Source organism: Trichocoleus sp. FACHB-46, from assembly GCF_014695385.1.
Taxonomy (GTDB): Bacteria; Cyanobacteriota; Cyanobacteriia; order FACHB-46; family FACHB-46; genus Trichocoleus.
The window spans coordinates 177,140-194,705 of the sequence record NZ_JACJOD010000030.1 but is presented as its reverse complement, the minus strand read 5'-3'; the positions used below and the strand labels follow the sequence as shown (position 1 = coordinate 194,705).

The following is a 17,566-nucleotide window of genomic DNA, read 5'->3' as shown; positions in this document are numbered from 1 at the left end:
CTAACAAGTTGGCTTTTGCAGGGCTATGGACCCAAAGTAAGGCGATCGCTCAGGCCTAATACCGTTATTTGCACTTCAGGTTTCGCCTAAACTTTGCCTAAACAAAAATAGAGACTCCTCTAGAATTTGAGAAACCTCTACTCATCAAGTTAGGAATTTAATGTTTTAGAAAACTTTGGTAATAGGTACGCTTTTATGGCTGTTTTCGTGACTTGAATCTTGAGCAGCTTCTAAAGCTTCAACACGATTTTTCAATAGAGCGATCGCTTGAGAGTTTCCTCCTACCGATCTGGGCACCACTCTAAATCTAACTAATAAGCTTTCCACTAGTTTAGTGCGATTTTCTAAAACTGTAATTAGCTGGGTATTTAGTTCCGCTTTTTCTAAAGAAGGTGTAATTTCTTGTGTCAAAGTTTCCACACAATCAAGGCGGTTGTCTAGAGTAGCGATCGCCTGACGAGAGTCTTTCATATGCTGTCCCAAAGCACCTTTTTCTCCCAGATATTGCTCGATTGAATTAATCCGCTTTTCTAAAGCTGCCATTGCTTGATCGCGTTCATACAATCGTTCTACTAAGGTGCTAAGTTTCAGCAATAATTGCTCTGTCTCACTGGTGTTATTGACCACAGGTTGTTCTTCAACTTTGGGTTGAGGAGCAGGCTTAGGCTGTAAACTACGATTCACGACAGCGGTTAACCAGTGTGCTACAGCCATAATTACTTCTTCTGCCACGACTTGCACCATCTTAGAATCTCGCATTCTGGAATCAGTGGATGGCTGTTCTTGCTCTTGAAATTGTTTTTTCAGAAAAAGCTTTTGTAACCAGCCCATAATAATTAGTGTGATACTGCTATGTCTCTACCAAACATTTAGAACATTTAAAGAATCTATATTCATCAATCCTAGGATTGAATAAAATCACAATTTCTTATGGGTTTTCAGATTCAACTTCGTATCTTTTTCTTGCAAAAACCACCTACCAACTTAGTGTTAGTAGGCAGTCTTTTTAAAACGGATTAAAACGCCAAAGCTCAAAAAAGTGTTTTAGCCAAAATAGGAATCTGGCAGAAATCGCAAGATCAAAGACTTACGACTCTGGTTTACTTGGGCTAACGGGTACTAGCTTATAAAGCATTTCCTCAGCTGGCACATCAATACTATCTTTGGGAGATTCCATGATGTCTTCAGACTGGTGCTTGATACTGTCTAAAGTACTTTTGACGGTGGTGTTAACATCTTCTGCCGTGCCTTTGACAGAATAAAATGTGTCTTTTACAGTACCGTTCACACCCTCAGCCGCATCTTTAACTGCATCTCCAACATCGCTGACCGTATCATTCACGCCCATAGCAACTGATTGCACGGCATCTCCAACTCCCCTGACCGTATCGTTGACCCCTCTAGCCGCATCTTTAGCCGCATTGCCAACATCTTTGACGGTCTGATTAATTCGACTGACTACACGCTTATTAGTTAAAGCACCAGCAATGCCGCCTACTGTAGCGCCTATTAAGGCTCCAATGATCACTTTTGCTAAGCTGCTAGTGCTATCTTCCTCTTCAGTTAAAAGCTGATCGCTGTTAGTCACTGTTATCACCTCCTTGGTTGCTCATTACAACGGTTTACTATTAGGTCTCAGATAGGTGTTCTAAATACCAGTTGAACTAATGCTGGAATCAAAAGCATCAGCTGAACTAGCAGTGGGGTCAAATACTGGGTCAATAGGGCTAACATATCCACTTTCAACGCTGTCAAACTTTTGACTTGTGGATATTGCGTTGTCCTTAACCATCTCTTTACTTTGCTCTGCTACATCAGTAATAGATTGCTTAGCAGATTCACTAGAAACTTCAATGGAATGTGCTGCGCGTTGAATCGTTTCGTTAACGCCTTCTGCTGTTGCTTGCACTACATTTGCTGTCGCCATTCCTGCTTGCTTAGCGCCTTCAACAATACCTTTGGCTGCATCGGAACTACCACCAACCACAGCATAAGTTACACCTTCACCGACGCTCTTGGCTGCGTCTCCTACGCCTTTCGCAGTTTGACCTAAGCCTTCACCGATTGTCCTAAAAGCATTACTAACGCCTTTGATGGCATGATTAACACCTTCAGAGGTTTTTCTACCTGCCAAAGCGCCAGCCAATGTGCCTAATGTCGCACCAATTAGTCCGCCTACTAAAGCTCTAGACAAGGCGGGACTCATTGCTTTATCTACAGATTTGGCTTCCGTGGAAGGGCTATAGGTGACTGGCTCTTTTGGCACTTCAACTGCTCTATAATCTGCGCTTCTTTCTGTTGTGCCAGCGTAGGGTTGTGCGGTGCCTACAGAAGAAATATTCTCCTCAGGCTGAATTACAGATTGATAATTGTCTGCCATTACAACTGCTTCCTTTTTGGTGTCAAAAACTGTATAAAATTCGTTTAACGCCTGGCTAGAAGATGCACCCAAAATATTGCTTTATACAGCTTTAAGCAAAACTTTTTACACCCTCTAAAACCAAGCGTTGTTAGCGACAATTTAACAATAAGCAGTAAGTACTTAACTAATCTACAGGGATAGATGATATAGGCAGCAGCCTATCTAAAGACATAGATAGTGACTGTGGTTAGCGATGCAGTCCGACTTAACTCAAGCCCAGAATCGGCCAAAATGAAGTTGTCAAATTAGTACAGGTAACCGCTAATGGTGAGGTTTAATTATTTCCAGCCTGCTGCTCTTATACCAATTCCTGAAAATCAGGCTACAAATGCTTGGCTGTAGGCGAACGGTCGTTCGCCTCTACGAATATCTGTAAATAGAATTTGGAGAATTGGTATTAGTACTTCTATTACTCTGATGAAATACTGAAAAATTGCTCTTATAGTTCTGCTCAAAGAGTATCTTTAGCTATCTTCAATAGCTGAAGTTAAGAGTATTTCAATTACTTCAATTAGGATCGGCTTAGCACAGCAGAGAGGTCTTACCTCATCCTCAATCTGCTAATTCAAGCGCCAAAGCGATCGCTAAAATTTAGCTATATTTAGCTACCTGTAAAGCGATCGCTTTTCAAATAAAAAGTTTCTGTGACATTTTAATGAAGGGAAGTAGAGAGTTTTAAGCTTTCTCTCTACTTCCAAATACGTCTTCTGTAGTTACGCAAAAGTGCTTATCTTTTTAAGATTAAGCTTTTAAGATTAAGCAAGGTATTTATCTAGAGCGCTAGTGAACTCTGCATAAGGTTTAGCGCCTACTAGCGTTTCTGCTAATTCGCCTTGCTTGAAGATCATGATGGCAGGAATACTGCGGATGCCAAACCGCTTAGCCACGTCCTTGTTGGAGTCAAGGTCTAGTTTGCAGACCTTCGCGCGATCGCTATAATCTATTGCCAGTTGATCGACTAAAGGGGCAACTAGTTTACAAGGACCGCACCAAGTAGCGGTACAGTCTACTACCAACAGTGGCTCGCTCTCTAAAAGCGTATTGAACTCAGTTTCGCCTTGAATATACGCAGCAGTCATAAGATTCTTGCAAAGATATGATTGTCCCACAGTTACGCTACGAAAAGCGAACCTGATCTATGGTTGGTATTTCTTGGTCTACGCTGATTCTGGTGGCAATTTTAATTGGGTTGGGGATTGCTTTATTGATTTGGTTCTTGGGCAGACGATGACAAAACGCGATCGCGTTAGTAAGCCTGACGTTCTAGTAGGACTGACGTTGAGCTAACTCAGCCACAGCCATCACAAATTCATTAAACTCTAGTGGCTTAGAAAAGTACTTCTGAAACCCGACAGCTAACGCTTTGCTGTTTACTTGTTGGTCTAATAGCTTGGTGCTGTAATTAGTGATGGCGATCGCAGGAACAGCTTGTATCCTTTTTTGGTCCCCTAAAGCTCTTACCTCGGCTAAGAGCGACCAGCCATCTGTATCAGGCAACCGAATATCAGTAATGAGCACGTTGGGAACAAAGCATTCCATTGTTTTGAGCGCTTCGTAGCCCGACTTCACAGTGATGACTTGAGCCCCATACTGTTCTAGGACAAAAGTTAGCAACTCAGCAGTATCTGGCTCATCTTCTATCAGCAGCAACCATAAATCTGCTAACGGTAATGGCTGCTCAATTGTTTTTTGGTCTGCGGATCTGGACATAGCAGAACTGAAAAGCCCCTGCTGACGCTGATTAGGAGCTATGAGAATAACTCTTGCTAAATTAATGGATTGCGATGTTACTGAGGAAGCCCCTAAGGAGTGGAAATGCCATGAAGTTGAAAAGTGATATATATCACTTCCATGGCTTGTGTGATTCAATCTACTTGTTCGACCAGTTACCGTGAAGCTTTTGGTTTTACCAGGGTTGCGATCGCTTGAATAAGTTCATCCGGTTCCACAGGTTTAGCCAAATGCTTTTGGAAGCCAGCTGACAGGGCTTGTTTTTGGTCAGAATCAGCAGCGTAAGCGGTGAGGGCGATCGCAGGAATGGGTTCCTCCAGATCTTGATCAATGGTCCTGACTTGGCGAATCAGCCGATAGCCATCCATTTCGGACATACCAATATCACTCACCAACACATCTGCTCCTGACTGGCGCAAAACCGCCAATGCCTCACTTGCAGAGGCAGCTAGCTTCACCTCAGCCCCTGCTTGCTTGAGGACTGTGCTGGCTAATGTCCTCATATCGGCCTCGTCATCTACCACTAGGACTCTAATGCCCTCTAAGCTCGTTTCTTCTGGAGCTAAGGATGGCTGAGGCTCTGTTTCGGTCGCGGCTTGCATCATGGGTAGCCGCACAGTGAAAGTTGCGCCCATTCCTTCGCCCAGGCTGTCTACTTGTACTGTACCGCCATGCAACTCAACGACTTGACGCACGATCGCCAGACCTAGACCCAAGCCACCAAACTGCCGAGTCGTGCTACTGTCCGCCTGCCGAAAATGATCGAATACATGGGGTAGAAATTCTGGACGAATGCCTCGGCCTGTATCAATCACTTGAATCTGGGCATAAGGCGCGATCGCCTCTAAGCGCACTTCTACGTTGCCGCCAGCAGGCGTAAACTTGACCGCATTCGATAGTAAGTTCCACACGACTTGCTGAAGTCGGTTGGCATCTCCCGCCACCAACCCCACCCATTGATCTAGCTCCGCGTGAATCTGAATCGACTTTGCCGTTGCGGCTAACCGCACTGTTTCGATCGCCGATTGAATGGTTGTCGCTAGGTTCACGGTGGCGACATTTAAGCTCAACTTACCTTGCAGAATCCGAGAGACATCGAGCAAATCTTCTACAAGTTGGGCTTGTAGCTTAGCGTTACGTTCAATCGTTTCTAGAGCTTGATCCGTTGTTTCCGGGTCAAATTGGCGAGTGCGTAGTAACTTGGCCCATCCCAAAATTGGGTTCAGGGGCGATCGCAACTCGTGGGACAACACCGCCAGAAACTCGTCTTTGAGCTGGTTAGCCGTTTCTGCTTGTTCGCGGGCGGTTTTTTCTCGATTCAGTAGTTCGCTTCGTTCCACCTCCACTCGCTTACGAGCTTCGATGTCAATAGCCGTGCCCACCCATTTGATAATGCGTCCTGCTTGGTCATGGGCTGGTCCTAGGGAAGCCAAATACCAGCGATATTCTCCGGTAGCTGAGCGCATTCGGTACTCAATCTCGCAGGGATCACCTGTTTTGGTTGCTTGCCGCCACTGTCGTCTCGTGTGAGCGTAATCCTCTGGGTGTAGCGCTACTTCCCAGCCGCAGCCTAGAGTTTGAGCTTCACTCAAGCCAGTGTAGTTGTACCAATAGCGATTGCAGTATTCAACTTGTCCTTCTGGGTCTAGAAGCCAAACAAACTGTGGCAGCGCTTCTGAGAGTAATCGATATTGCTCTTCACTTTGGTACAACGCCTCTTGTTGTCCGTTTAGCGTTGAAACCAGGTAGCGCAGAGATTGCGATAGTTTGGCTAGCTCGTCTCGCCCCTCCAAGAGCGGAATTGGTACTCGTTGGTCTCCTTGTCTCATCCGGTTGGCGATCGCGGCAATTTCCAACATCGGATCAACAATGCGACTAGCACTCAGCCAACTGAGGAGCGCAAACCCAACGCCACAGATTAACCCCAGTCCCAAAATTTGCCTTTGCAGTTTGCGAGCGGGGGCTAGCGCTACCTCTGCTTTTTGCCTCACTAGCACGAGCCAATCTAAACCGGGGTAATCTCGATACCCTTGAGCGCGAGCAAATCCAGTTAGAAATTTTCCTTCCCCTGCCCAAGATTCAAGCAGATAGTGATTCTGGTTCGCCTGCACCTTCTGCACACTCGGTACGGTGAGGGTTTTGCCTTGCAAAGCATCTGGTCCCAGTAAGACTTTGCCGTCAGTACTCAGCACAAAAATTTCGACTTGGCTGTGCTGTCCCAGCGGCTCCAGCAGGGACTTCTTCACTTCCTCCGCCCAGGCCCAACTAAGATGCGCTGCAATCACGCCTTGAAACTGCCCCTGCTCACTCAGCACCGGAGCTGCTAAGTCGAGAAATCTTAAAGGTTCGCCATTCGGATGTGGCAGCAGCTTAGCCAGCATGACGGCATCGTGAACATCGCCAACAAAAGTTTTGTTGCGTCCCTGCTGAAACACATCCCTCGAAGCAACACTAACCCCTTCCAGAATGCCGCCTGTACTTGTAAGTACGTTGCCCTGAGGATCGATCAGCGCAATCCAGGCGTAGTCAGAAAAGGTGGATTGCAACTTTTCTAATAGCGATCGCCGAGCTGGTTGCGAATAAGTTGCCTCTCGAATGGGTGGCAGAGCCGCCAAAATTTGGATTTCGCGGTAGCGCTCAAACATGCCGCGATCGAGTTTGTCGGCCATTTGATAAGCCAACTCAGCCAGAGATTGCCCCTGAGTATTTTGTAGCTGCACACTCGTGGTATACCCTACCAACCAGCTCAGCAAGATTGATAGCAGCAGCACAATGCCACCTGTTGCTAACCCCAATCGAGCTTGAAGGCTACGAGAAGGATTCAATTGAACCCAGCGGCTAGGAAAAGTCATCTAAAACCACAGCTATCAACAGCAATGTACCTACTAGGCTAATGAAGATTAACTGAGTTAGCAGAAATCCAGCTAGATCTCTTTATCTCAAAAAAGGCCATAAGTCTGCCCCAAAGCCAAAAAGCACAGCAAAATCCCCTCTAGTCTGGTCATTAACGAGCACCAATCCGGAGGGGCGATAGAAGTTATGCAGTTGTAAGTGATGCAGGAGTATTAGTGGTGGCATGGGGCGATCGCGACTTCCCCATCATTTAGCGGCACTATGCAGCACTATTTAACAGAAACAGCATCTACATCAACTGTGCTGGAACCACCAGAACCAGTCGCAGAGGCATTATTGGTGTACTCGAAAGCTTCATCTGACTCAGTAGGCTTAGAGGCAGACTTCAAGCGGGCGGTTAACATCTGGGAGACTTCACCAATTAGGAGGGTCAGAATGACGGTATCGTCGATCCAACCAATCACAGGGATAAAATCGGGCGCAATATCAATCGGGCTGAATAAGTACAGCAACGAGCCGAGAATAATCCACCAACGATATTTGGGGTTCCGGATGGTGTCGCGGTACCAGTTGTAAACGGATTGAATAGAGAAGTTCATAAGCTTGCCTTTGAAGTTATCTTGATTTTGGCAAATTTTGCATAGAATTTCTGGTGTGGATATCTGGTGCATCCGGTCGGCAAGCTCTACTTAAAAAACTCTTTTAATTTTCTAGAAACTATTTCAGCGGGCGATCGCTCTCTACTTCTTGGCACCAATTGCAGGTACCCTGTAGAGAAAATGCTGGCTTGAGGAATGCACGGAGGCAGGAAATAACTGTGAATATTGCAGAGCTATTTCAGAAGGGCGGAATCGCAATGTGGCCGTTGCTGGTCTTGTCGATCATTGCTCTGAGTGCCATTATTGAACGCTTGTGGTTTTGGTCTCGCATCTTGACCCAAGAGAAAGAAATAGTAGAACGGGTGATGGATGCAGCACCGCATGACTGGGGTAAAGCTGCCGACTTGGCTAGAAGAGCTGACGATCAACCCGTTGGGCGTTTTCTCTATGCGCCTCTAAGACTACAAAATCCTGACCCAGAGTTATTTAAGCTGGCGTTGGAAGCCTCTGCTGATGAAGAATTGGCCTCTATGCGCCGAGGTGACAAAGCGTTGGAAGCAGTGATTGCGCTCTCTCCGCTCTTAGGACTTTTAGGAACAGTCGTGGGCTTGATCCAATCGCTGCGATCGATTCGGATTGGTGACATTGGTACTGCTTCTACAGCAGGGGTTACCACTGGTATTGGTGAAGCGTTGATTAGTACAGCCGCTGGCCTAATTGTGGCAATTTTGGCGTTAGCATTCTATCGACTATTTCAAGGTCTGCTGTTTAATCAAGTGAAACTATTTCGCAAAGCTGGTAACGATTTAGAGCTCCTCCACCGCCAGCAATGGCTGGAAAGAAAAGGGGTTTCGCCTTTGGTAGGCAGTGCTGCCGCTACCTATCCTTCTACTTCGGAGACAAAAACGGATACTCCTAACCTGACTGACTATTAAGTTTGCTGCCCCTATTTTCACAAGGTCATGAAAATCAACCTGGAGTCTCCCGGCGAAGAAGTTCAAATCCAGATTATTCCGCTGATTGATGTCATCTTTTGTATCCTGACATTTTTCATTTTGGCAGCTCTGCAACTGACGCGACAGCAAGCTATCAACGTGGATCTACCCCAAGCGGGTACTGCTGCTACCCAAATGCGTCAGATGTTGGTAGTCAGTATCGATTCGGTCGGGCAGACTTACATTGACCAAAATCCGGTGACGGAGGCTGTACTTTATCAGCAACTTCTGGGCTATCAACAAACCAATCCTGACGGCATGATTGTGCTGTATGCGCCCAAAACCGCAATTTATGATGATGTGGTGCGGGTGCTGGATTTGTTGCGCTCGGTAGGGGGCGATCGCGTGGCTTTAGCGACCTTACCTGGTAGTCCAAACCCTGCTGGAAATCAGACAAACCCTGCCAATCCTACTTTGCCTGGTGTTGCTCCACTTCCAGGTGGAGCGCCGTTGCCTGGTGCCTCACCCTATCCATTAAATCTAGAGCCGCCAGGAGCTAATCCATCTCCCACATTTAATCCCAATGTGCAGCTATTCCCCAGTCCGGGACAGGTGCCAAATGGTGCTGGACCGAATGGTGCTGGACCGAATGGTACTGGACCCAACGGTACTGGAGCAAATGGCGCTGGGCCAAATTCAACAGGTACCTTGACTCAACCGATCGCACCTGAAGCGGCTCCTCAGTAAAACCCCCAAAGAATCTTCGCTTCCCCTTCCCTGCGAGGGAAGGGGACTGAGGGGTTAGGTGCTCTAAGCGGGAACTTGGATTTTTTGGCTACCAGAGAGATTGAAAGCGGCGTGGATGGCTTGGAGAGCAGTCGTGCCTTGGTCTTGAGCCACAACGCAACTGACTTTGATCTCGGAGGTAGCAATCATTTGGATATTGATTTGGTGTTGAGATAGCGCCTCAAACATCTGGGCGGCGATGCCTGGTTTGCCCACCATGCCAGTCCCAACAATGCTGACTTTGGCGATCGCAGAGTCTACGACAATCTCACCACAGCCTAGCTCAGGAGCAGCTTTTTCGAGTACGGCGCGGGCAGCTTCAGCATCGATTTGCGCCACGGTGCAGGCGATATCGCGGGTGCTGGCTCCGTTGACCACTCGGCAGCGCTGAGACTGGATGATCATGTCCACGCTGATGTTTTGCTCAGCCAAGATCTGGAAGATTTTTGCGGCCATGCCAGGGCGATCGGGGACGTGTCGGATGGCGAGACGCGCTTGATTCAGGTCTAGGGCCACACCCCGCACTGGGGGTTCGTCGGGAGTATGAACTTCCACGGCTGGCGTGAGCTTGGCGGAGGAACTGTGAACCTCAAAGGTTTCGCACAAGGCAGCAATGGCGCGATCGCAATCCTCCGCATCGATCACGCAGCTCACTTTCACCTCTGAGGTGGAAATCATCTGGATGTTGACGCCTGCGGCTGCCAAGGTAGAAAACATTTGCGCGGCCACCCCAGGCCGACCAATCATCCCTGCGCCCGCAATACTGACTTTGGCAATTTGGCGTTGCACCATGACATCGGCAGCATCTGGCCCTAGGCCAAGTTGTGCGCCCAAAGCAGGTACAATCGCGGCGGCTACAGCTTCAGCTCGGTTTAAAGAGTTCTTGGTGACCGTGAAGGCGATGTCGTTGGAGTTGCCCTCATGAATAGATTGAATAATCAGGTCTACATCTAAGTCTTGGGTAGCAATCTCACCGAACAATCGGGCTGCAACTCCAGGGCGATCGGGAATGTGCAGCAAAGCCACCTTGGCTTGGTCGGTGTCAAACTCTACGCCATCAACAGGACGCGCCAGTTCTAAATTTTCCAGGGGGCGAGGTTGCGGTGTGGGTGAAACAACTTTGGTTCCAGGCTCCTCTGTCCAGCTAGAACGCACCACCAAAGGCACGCCATAGTTTCGGGCAATTTCTACTGCGCGCGGATGCAGAACCTTAGCTCCTAAACTTGCCAGTTCCAACATTTCGTCGCAGGTAATTTCAGTCATCAGTTGCGCGTCTGGCACCAAGCGAGGATCGGTGGTCAAGATGCCAGGGACATCGGTGTAAATTTCGCAGACATCGGCTCGGAGGGCTGCCGCTAATGCCACCGCTGAGGTGTCGGAACCACCCCGACCCAAGGTGGTAATCTCTAGTTCTTCGCGACTAGCAACCCCCTGGAACCCTGCCACAACCACAACTTTTCCTGCTTCTAGTTGGCGTTGGACGCGATCGGGCTGAATGTGCAGAATCCGGGCACGACTATGTTCGGCTTCGGTGACAATGCCCACTTGTGCCCCCGTCATGGAAATGGCAGGCTGACCGAGTTCTTGAATCGCCATACTAAGCAGGGCGATCGAAACTTGCTCCCCGGTCGAGAGCAGCATATCCATCTCCCGCCGATTGGGTTGAGTCGAAATTTCGTGGGCTAACTTGACCAAACCATCGGTAGTTTTCCCCATTGCTGAAACCACCACCACCAAGGAGTTGCCAGCTTTAACTGCCTTTACCACTCGCTGAGCAACTGCTTGAATGCGTTCTACCGAACCAACAGACGTTCCACCGTACTTCTGGACAATCAGCGCCATGACCCTTCCCCTACAACCCTCCCACTCTGCTGTGAACAGTTGTAGCGTCAAATCTGTCAGGGAGCAGGCAGGTACTAATAATTAAATTAACCTAATAAACTTATCAGAATGGACTAGGCCGAAACAGCAAGATTGAGAATAAACCTTACAAGTTTTTTGGCAATGCTAGCCAATAAGAATCGAAACCAAACAATTTTTACTCCTAGGAACGATGTATATTCGACCTCAGAGGTGCTTAGATAGCATTCAACTAGCCAACTTCTAGACCGCATTAAAGGAGATCATCTTTGAAGTCAGCGTCCTCGCCACAAAAGATCCTCGCTGTACTGAATGGGAAGGGCGGAGTTGGCAAGACGACTACAGCAGTTAATCTGGCAGCAGCATTCTCAGACAAGTATCGGGTGTTGCTAGTGGACTCAGATCCGCAACATTCTGCCAGTTGGTGGGTGGAGCGGAGTGAAAAGGGCATTGGCTTTGATTTAAGACGCGAGACAGATGCCACGCGCCTCGCAGACCTGCGAAAAGTAAAAGGTTACGAGTTAATTGTGGTTGATACGCCACCTGCGCTTGGTTCGGATGCTTTAGCAGCAGTGGTGCCAGCGGCGGATTATCTTGTACTTCCCAGCCCTCCTGCGCCAATGGATTTAACGGTGTTGATTGAAACAGTGAAAACGGCGGTGATACCCACGGGCGTAATGCACCGAGTGCTGTTGACCAGAGTTGATCCGCGCAGTTTGGCAGAAGCGCTAGAAGCTCAAAATACATTGCTAGAGTTAGGCATCCCTGCTTGTAATGCTTTCATTCGAGCGTATAAAGCTCATGAGCGCGCAGCTTTAGATGGGGCATCCATTATGCAATGGCGGGGCAAAAATGCTCGTGAGGCTGAGGCAGACTACCGTCGAGTTGCAGAAGAGATACAGAGAGACTGGAGGAAGTGATGGTGAAGAAAGGCTTGGGCGATTTGCTGCGAGAGGAGGCTCAGAAGTCCCTAGAATCAGAAGTAGTTGGAACTGTTGAAAGGAGTCAGGAGTTGGTGCAAACGTCCCACAATACCCCTAATAATGCCGAGCCCGCCTCAGCACAGACTGTAGATGTCAAGGCTCAACCTGTTGCCGCTCCTGAGCAGCCTGAAGATACGGCGGCTAAATCTAAGCGTGGTTCTAGTGCAGGTGGCAAATCCACCCCTGCTAAAGCTGCTGCTACAAAGCAGGCTACTAGTAAGGCGAATCACAGTGATGATGATGCTAGCCCTAAGCCAGCTACAGGTAGCACTTCAAGCTTAGAAGCCACGATCGCAGAGTTACGCAAAGATTTAGAAGCGGCTCGGAAAACTGAAAAGTCCTTATTAGACAAAATTACTGCCATCCAAACAGATTTGGATGAGCAAAAGTCGTTGTCTCATAAGTTGCAGACCGAAGTGAAGCACAGCAAGAAGCTGGAGTCTGAGCTGGAGGAAGCCAAGAAGGTGATTCTGCAACTGACTGAATCCAACGCTAAGCCAGAACCCGCAGCTAAGTCAGAACCCCCAGCTAGGGCAGCACTCGTACCAGCACATAGGGCAGCAGCAAAGAAGGAACCTGCTAAACCCCAAAGTGTACAGTTGGCAAGGGTGCCTCAGTCTCCTGCGCCTGATTCAGGCAACCGAGACTACCGATCGCATCGCATTGTGCTACAGGAGCGCATTCCTCAACACTCAATGCACAAGCACTATCCTAGCAACACTACTTCTGATTCTGACCTGGGTTGGTTTGACTAAGGCTGATTTGCAATTGAGTTAATTACAGGCGATCGCTTCTAAAACAGGGGCGATCGTTTTTTCTTGAATCCCCTAGGCGATCGCCGTAGTCTTCTCAAGGTGCTCAGTTAGGCGATCGCGAACTTCCAAGAAATCTTGCCAGGGTAGATAGTTTTTTTGGTGTTCATCCAAGTAGCGGGTGAGGAGCGAACGGGCAACAGACCTCTCCCTAAATCCCTCTCCTGAGAGGCGAGGGACTTTGAAACTCTAGCTCCCCTTCCCTACAGGGAAGGGGCTGGGGGTTAGGTCTTGCTATTGTAAATGCGATCGCAAAGCTGGCATCAAATATTGGGTCAGCGTAAACGCATCAACCCCTAACTCTGTGCGTTCCTGAGCCGCAAGCATTCCTGCTTCGGCATGCCACCAAACCCCCGTTTGTACTGCTGCCTCGATTGGAGCCGACTGCAACATATCTTGCGCTAGTAGTCCTCCAATCAAACCTGTCAGCACATCACCACTACCACCCCGCGCTAGGGCAGGTGTACTGGCTGGGTTGATCCAAACGGTGCCATCTGGATTCGCGATCGCGACTCTGGCTCCTTTCAGCAACACCACCGCTCCCGTTTGTTGAGCTGCTTCTCGGACTGCGATCACTCGATTTGTCATCCCCGCTGCGATTTCAGGAAACAAGCGCTTAAATTCCCCGAAATGGGGTGTGAGGATGGTAGGAGCTTGGCGTTGAGTGAGAGTTGGGATGGTACCTGCTTGAGCCAACACGTTTAAGCCATCGGCATCTAGAACTAAAGGGCGATCGCTAGCTATAACTCGCTCAACTACAGTGCTGGCATCCATCGTCAGACCGGGACCACAAGCGATCGCATTGTAAGAACTGAGTTCTACGCTTTCAGGTAGCTGAGCGATCGCGCCACTGCTGTTTTCTGGGCAACCAATGATTAGGGCTTCGGGTAACTGAGCAGAAAGCAACGGCTTAATTGATTCTGGGACTGCGACAGAGAGCATGCCCACACCACTAGCTCGTGCTCCTAATGCCGTCAGAATCGCTCCGCCTGTATAACGATGAGAGCCGCAGATGGCTAGTAAGTGCCCCATTTTGTATTTGTGGGTGGTGGCGGACCGAGGGAGGGGCAGATTGGCGATCGCACTCTGCGGTGTGACTCGATGGATGCACGGAGAATCAGCCAGTACTGCCTCAATATCCGCTAGAGGCAAGCCGAAATCAATTAACTCGGCAGTCCCGACATACTCCAAGGCGTTGTCTTGCAGAAGTCCTAGCTTCCATAATCCTAAACACAGAGTTTGGGTGGCTCGAATCGCCGTTCCTAAAGCGGCTCCTGTATCGGTGTGCAGACCAGAAGGTAAATCAATGCTCACGACTGGCACTGACCATTGATTAATCTGATTCACAGCTTCGGCGATGGAAGCAGAGAGCGATCGCTCTAGCCCAAACCCAAACAGGCCATCAATCAACCAATCACAGGATTGCAGAGCTTCTATCTCGTTTACCAAGGCAATGCCCAAACTCTCGGCATACTGAGCGTGCTGCTGGGTTAACTCTTTCAGCCTAGAAAATGGGCGATAGATGACCACTTCATAGCCTTGCAAGTGCAGCTCCCGCGCCACGACTAGGGCATCTCCGCCGTTATGCCCTGGCCCCACCAGCACCCCAACTTTTTGATGAGTAGAGAGTGGATATAGCGCTTGCACTCGTCGCGTGATCAAGCCAGCCACTTTTTCCATCAGTGCAGCCACAGGCATACCCGCCGCAAATGCCCGTCCCTCGATCGCCCGCATTTGCTCGGCAGTCACGATAAACTGCTGAATTTGCTCTAGCCTGTTTTGTCCTGGAGCCACAGTGCTATTCCCCCACCTACTGATTCAAGCGATCGCTAGCCAGCTTTAGCGTCCGTAGTAAACTCGCGCATTGTTAATGCCGAAATCTTTGACATAGCGATTCCAAGAATTCGCAGCATCCCAATTGGTGAAAGGCCCCACCGCAATGTGCTGACCTCTCGGCTTTTCTCGGGGAATCACGTTCACCCGTAGGTCGCCTGCTAGCCGTTTCACTTGATCTCGAATGGCGGCAAGTTCTCTATTTCCCGCTGGAACCACCACATAATAGCCCTTCGGCTTGGCTGATGCTGAATTGCCACTACCACTGCCAGAAACTTGGGCAACTTCAGCGCGAATGCCTTGGTCTTGCAATGCCTCGGCTCGCCGTCTAGCATTCGATTGGTCGATAAATTGCCCCACTTGGATGACTGTACGGCCTCGATATTCTTTGCGAAAAGCCTCTGGCTCGACTCGTCTCACTTGGTCCAGCATTAAGGGGCTATTGCCATTCACAAAAACTAGATAGGTTTCTGAGGGCAGCGCACGGATGCTAGGCGATGGCGCGGTGACTGGAGCAGCGCTATTTGGAAAAGGAGCGGGGGCTGGCTCTAAGGTGGGTAGGGTAGGATCACGGGGCACAATCACTGAAGGAAACTGATCAGACGGTGGGGGTGGTGCTTCAAAATTAAATTCCTGCGCCACTAACACACTGGCTTTCGGTTCAGCCGCGATCGCCCCATTAACTACCAGCGCTAGTCCACCTTGGCATAGCAACATTGCCAAGGGTGCCGCAGCCCAGCTCCATCGGGGTTGGGTTCCAGGTTTTAATTCACCCACAGATAAGCGCAGTTCTTGAGTAGATTTCTTAGATCTGTTGCCTGAATGAATGGTCATAGCGATCGCAACCCTAGGGATATTTCCTAATACTTTGGCGATAAAAATTTGCGGTTAGTGTAGCACGGAAAAAGCGCTATCTCTTGACAAGCTCTGGGCAAGAGAATGTTAGCCTAGGAGAGTTAGCTTACTCTCAGCAGTATTGGCAGTCCATGAATAAAGTTGTGGTAGGACTCTCCGGTGGAGTTGATAGTTCCGTTACAGCCGCCATCCTCCACCAGCAAGGCTACGAAGTCGTTGGCATGACCCTATGGCTGATGAAGGGGAAAGGCCAATGCTGCTCCGAGGGCATGGTGGACGCTGCCCGGATCTGCGAACAATTAGAAATTCCGCACCACATCGTCGATATCCGAGACACCTTCCAAACCTACATTATTGATTACTTGGTGTCGGGTTACAGCGCCGGCATCACACCACTACCTTGCTCTCAGTGCAACAAAGCCGTGAAGTTTGGGCCGATGCTACAGTACGCCCGCGAGAACTTCGGCATCGATCGCATTGCCACCGGGCACTATGCGCGGATCACCGTTGATGAAGCCACTGGACGTTACCAACTGCGCCGAGCCGTCGATCGCAGCAAAGACCAAACCTATTTCTTATACGACCTGAGCCAAGAGATTCTGGCTGGGGTGTTGTTTCCGCTGGGTGAGCATCCCAAAACTGAAACTCGCCGCCTTGCCGCAGAACTGGGTCTCTACACTGCTGAAAAGCCCGAAAGCCAGGACCTCTGCCTGATTGAAGCCCACGGTTCTATGCAGAAGTTTTTGGATCAGTACATCACGCCGCAAAAAGGCGACATTGTCGATCAGGCAGGGCGGGTACTGGGCCAGCATGAAGGCGTACATCACTACACCATCGGTCAACGCAAAGGCTTGGGGATTGCTGCGGCTCAACCCCTCTACGTGATTGGCCTAGATGCAGGACGAAATCGAGTGATTGTAGGTGAGCGCACAGAGGCACAGCATGCAGAATGCACTGTGCAGCGAGTAAATTGGGTCGCGATCGCCGCCCCGACCACTCCGATTCGTGCAGAAGTTCAGATTCGCTATCGATCGCCTGCGGTGCCTGTGACGGTGATTCCGCTGGATCAGGATGGTAGCGATCGCGTCAAGCTAGTGTTTGATGAACCTCAGTTCAGCGTCACGCCTGGGCAAGCCGCAGTTTGGTACGACGGAGATGTGGTGCTCGGTGGCGGCATCATTGAACCCTTAGAAGCTCCAACTTCATAAACGTCCTACCAACTTGACCCCGCCTTCTGGCTCCCCTCTCCTGCGGGAGAGGGGACAGGGGAGAAGCCGATTTACTCGCGGGTCCAAGCCATCAGCGTGGGTTCCCAGTTGGCAATTTCTTCCTCTTTGAACCAGAGGGCAATTTCCCGCTGAGCGGTTTCGATCGCGTCAGAACCGTGGATCAGGTTACGGCCAATGTTGATCCCGAAGTCACCGCGAATCGTACCAGGCTCAGCGGCGAGGGGGTTGGTTGCACCAATAATCTTCCGAGCAGAGGAAACTACGCCTTCGCCTTCCCACACCATTGCCACAACGGGTCCAGAAGTGATGAACTCGACAAGACCAGCGAAGAAGGGTCTTTCCTTGTGGACATCGTAGTGCTGCTCGGCCAACTCGCGGCTCACATTGAGGATCTTGAGGCCAACTAAGGTAAAGCCTTTGGTTTCAAAGCGACGAATGATTTCACCGACTAATTTCCGCTGCACACCATCGGGCTTAATCGCCAAAAATGTCCGTTCCAAGGGGTACTCCTGATATTTCATCAACTGTTACAACGTCCAGATTACCCCAGAAAGTCTCTGCCAGAAGGTGAGGCTGAAAGTGCGCTAGATGATCATTTAGCATCAGATGAATGCGCTAGACTGGCATTCGAAGTTAAGTCTGATTTTGCCAGCAGCGAGTCAAAATCA

The 17,566-nt window shown here is 49.4% G+C and carries 16 protein-coding genes; 5 read left to right on the top strand and 11 right to left on the bottom strand.

The features are described 5' to 3' along the window. Window positions 1-165: 165 nt before the first annotated feature. The 7 genes from H6F72_RS17330 to H6F72_RS17300 form a co-directional block, all read right to left on the bottom strand. Window positions 166-759, bottom strand: a complete 594-nt coding sequence (locus tag H6F72_RS17330) for a hypothetical protein (protein WP_190438215.1) — start codon at window positions 757-759, stop codon at window positions 166-168. Between the two features lie 328 nt (window positions 760-1,087). Then, window positions 1,088-1,588 (bottom strand): hypothetical protein, encoded by a 501-nt coding sequence (locus H6F72_RS17325; protein ID WP_190438214.1) that lies wholly within the window; start codon window positions 1,586-1,588, stop codon window positions 1,088-1,090. A gap of 60 nt (window positions 1,589-1,648) precedes the next feature. Next, the gene (locus H6F72_RS17320; RefSeq protein ID WP_190438211.1) at window positions 1,649-2,452 is read right to left on the bottom strand and encodes a hypothetical protein; all 804 of its coding nucleotides are present in this window, start codon (window positions 2,450-2,452) and stop codon (window positions 1,649-1,651) included. A 725-nt stretch (window positions 2,453-3,177) separates the two neighbouring features. Continuing rightward, a complete protein-coding gene (trxA, locus tag H6F72_RS17315; protein WP_190438208.1) occupies window positions 3,178-3,501 on the bottom strand; it encodes a thioredoxin in 324 nt (107 codons plus the stop codon). 184 nt (window positions 3,502-3,685) lie between these two features. Next, the gene (locus H6F72_RS17310; protein WP_190438204.1) at window positions 3,686-4,132 is read right to left on the bottom strand and encodes a response regulator; all 447 of its coding nucleotides are present in this window, start codon (window positions 4,130-4,132) and stop codon (window positions 3,686-3,688) included. 176 nt (window positions 4,133-4,308) lie between these two features. Next, complete coding sequence (locus H6F72_RS17305) at window positions 4,309-7,005, bottom strand: ATP-binding protein (RefSeq protein ID WP_190438201.1); 2,697 nt, start codon at window positions 7,003-7,005, stop codon at window positions 4,309-4,311. 270 nt (window positions 7,006-7,275) lie between these two features. Further along, the gene (locus H6F72_RS17300; protein ID WP_190438198.1) at window positions 7,276-7,605 is read right to left on the bottom strand and encodes a YkvA family protein; all 330 of its coding nucleotides are present in this window, start codon (window positions 7,603-7,605) and stop codon (window positions 7,276-7,278) included. A gap of 218 nt (window positions 7,606-7,823) precedes the next feature. Between H6F72_RS17300 and H6F72_RS17295 the strand changes: the two genes are divergently transcribed. Both H6F72_RS17295 and H6F72_RS17290 read left to right on the top strand, forming a co-directional pair. Continuing rightward, window positions 7,824-8,540 carry a MotA/TolQ/ExbB proton channel family protein gene (locus H6F72_RS17295; protein WP_190438196.1) on the top strand — a complete coding sequence of 239 codons (717 nt, stop codon included), beginning with the start codon at window positions 7,824-7,826 and terminating at the stop codon, window positions 8,538-8,540. Between the two features lie 27 nt (window positions 8,541-8,567). Next, window positions 8,568-9,287 carry a biopolymer transporter ExbD gene (locus H6F72_RS17290; RefSeq protein WP_190438191.1) on the top strand — a complete coding sequence of 240 codons (720 nt, stop codon included), beginning with the start codon at window positions 8,568-8,570 and terminating at the stop codon, window positions 9,285-9,287. 63 nt (window positions 9,288-9,350) lie between these two features. Here the strand turns inward: H6F72_RS17290 and H6F72_RS17285 are convergent, their stop codons facing one another. Further along, the gene (locus H6F72_RS17285; RefSeq protein WP_190438188.1) at window positions 9,351-11,168 is read right to left on the bottom strand and encodes an aspartate kinase; all 1,818 of its coding nucleotides are present in this window, start codon (window positions 11,166-11,168) and stop codon (window positions 9,351-9,353) included. Between the two features lie 287 nt (window positions 11,169-11,455). Between H6F72_RS17285 and H6F72_RS17280 the strand changes: the two genes are divergently transcribed. Together H6F72_RS17280 and H6F72_RS17275 are read left to right on the top strand one after the other, a co-directional pair. Continuing rightward, window positions 11,456-12,106 (top strand): ParA family protein, encoded by a 651-nt coding sequence (locus H6F72_RS17280; protein WP_190438185.1) that lies wholly within the window; start codon window positions 11,456-11,458, stop codon window positions 12,104-12,106. Next, window positions 12,106-12,924 (top strand): hypothetical protein, encoded by an 819-nt coding sequence (locus H6F72_RS17275; protein ID WP_190438184.1) that lies wholly within the window; start codon window positions 12,106-12,108, stop codon window positions 12,922-12,924. Before H6F72_RS17280 ends, H6F72_RS17275 begins: the two co-directional genes overlap by 1 nt. A 291-nt stretch (window positions 12,925-13,215) precedes the next feature. On the opposite strand, the gene H6F72_RS17270 is transcribed toward H6F72_RS17275, so the two are convergent. Beyond that, window positions 13,216-14,775, bottom strand: a complete 1,560-nt coding sequence (locus H6F72_RS17270) for an NAD(P)H-hydrate dehydratase (protein ID WP_190438180.1) — start codon at window positions 14,773-14,775, stop codon at window positions 13,216-13,218. Between the two features lie 45 nt (window positions 14,776-14,820). Then, a complete protein-coding gene (locus tag H6F72_RS17265) occupies window positions 14,821-15,648 on the bottom strand; it encodes an SPOR domain-containing protein (RefSeq protein ID WP_190438178.1) in 828 nt (275 codons plus the stop codon). 152 nt (window positions 15,649-15,800) lie between these two features. On the opposite strand from H6F72_RS17265, the gene mnmA reads away from it, so the two are divergent. Next, a complete protein-coding gene (gene mnmA / locus H6F72_RS17260; protein ID WP_190438176.1) occupies window positions 15,801-16,877 on the top strand; it encodes a tRNA 2-thiouridine(34) synthase MnmA in 1,077 nt (358 codons plus the stop codon). 71 nt (window positions 16,878-16,948) lie between these two features. Here the strand turns inward: mnmA and ndk are convergent, their stop codons facing one another. Then, the gene (gene ndk, locus H6F72_RS17255) at window positions 16,949-17,398 is read right to left on the bottom strand and encodes a nucleoside-diphosphate kinase (RefSeq protein ID WP_190438638.1); all 450 of its coding nucleotides are present in this window, start codon (window positions 17,396-17,398) and stop codon (window positions 16,949-16,951) included. Window positions 17,399-17,566: the final 168 nt, after the last annotated feature.

Excerpts from the sequence above, each read along its gene's own strand:
- H6F72_RS17330 (WP_190438215.1), bottom strand. The coding sequence starts at position 759 with ATGCGAGATTCTAAGATGGTGCAAGTCGTGGCAGAAGAAGTAATTATG.
- trxA (WP_190438208.1), bottom strand. The coding sequence starts at position 3,501 with ATGACTGCTGCGTATATTCAAGGCGAAACTGAGTTCAATACGCTTTTA.
- H6F72_RS17310 (WP_190438204.1), bottom strand. The coding sequence starts at position 4,132 with ATGTCCAGATCCGCAGACCAAAAAACAATTGAGCAGCCATTACCGTTA.
- H6F72_RS17305 (WP_190438201.1), bottom strand. The coding sequence starts at position 7,005 with ATGACTTTTCCTAGCCGCTGGGTTCAATTGAATCCTTCTCGTAGCCTT.
- H6F72_RS17300 (WP_190438198.1), bottom strand. The coding sequence starts at position 7,605 with ATGAACTTCTCTATTCAATCCGTTTACAACTGGTACCGCGACACCATC.
- H6F72_RS17290 (WP_190438191.1), top strand. The coding sequence starts at position 8,568 with ATGAAAATCAACCTGGAGTCTCCCGGCGAAGAAGTTCAAATCCAGATT.
- H6F72_RS17285 (WP_190438188.1), bottom strand. The coding sequence starts at position 11,168 with ATGGCGCTGATTGTCCAGAAGTACGGTGGAACGTCTGTTGGTTCGGTA.
- H6F72_RS17275 (WP_190438184.1), top strand. The coding sequence starts at position 12,106 with ATGGTGAAGAAAGGCTTGGGCGATTTGCTGCGAGAGGAGGCTCAGAAG.
- H6F72_RS17265 (WP_190438178.1), bottom strand. The coding sequence starts at position 15,648 with ATGACCATTCATTCAGGCAACAGATCTAAGAAATCTACTCAAGAACTG.
- mnmA (WP_190438176.1), top strand. The coding sequence starts at position 15,801 with ATGAATAAAGTTGTGGTAGGACTCTCCGGTGGAGTTGATAGTTCCGTT.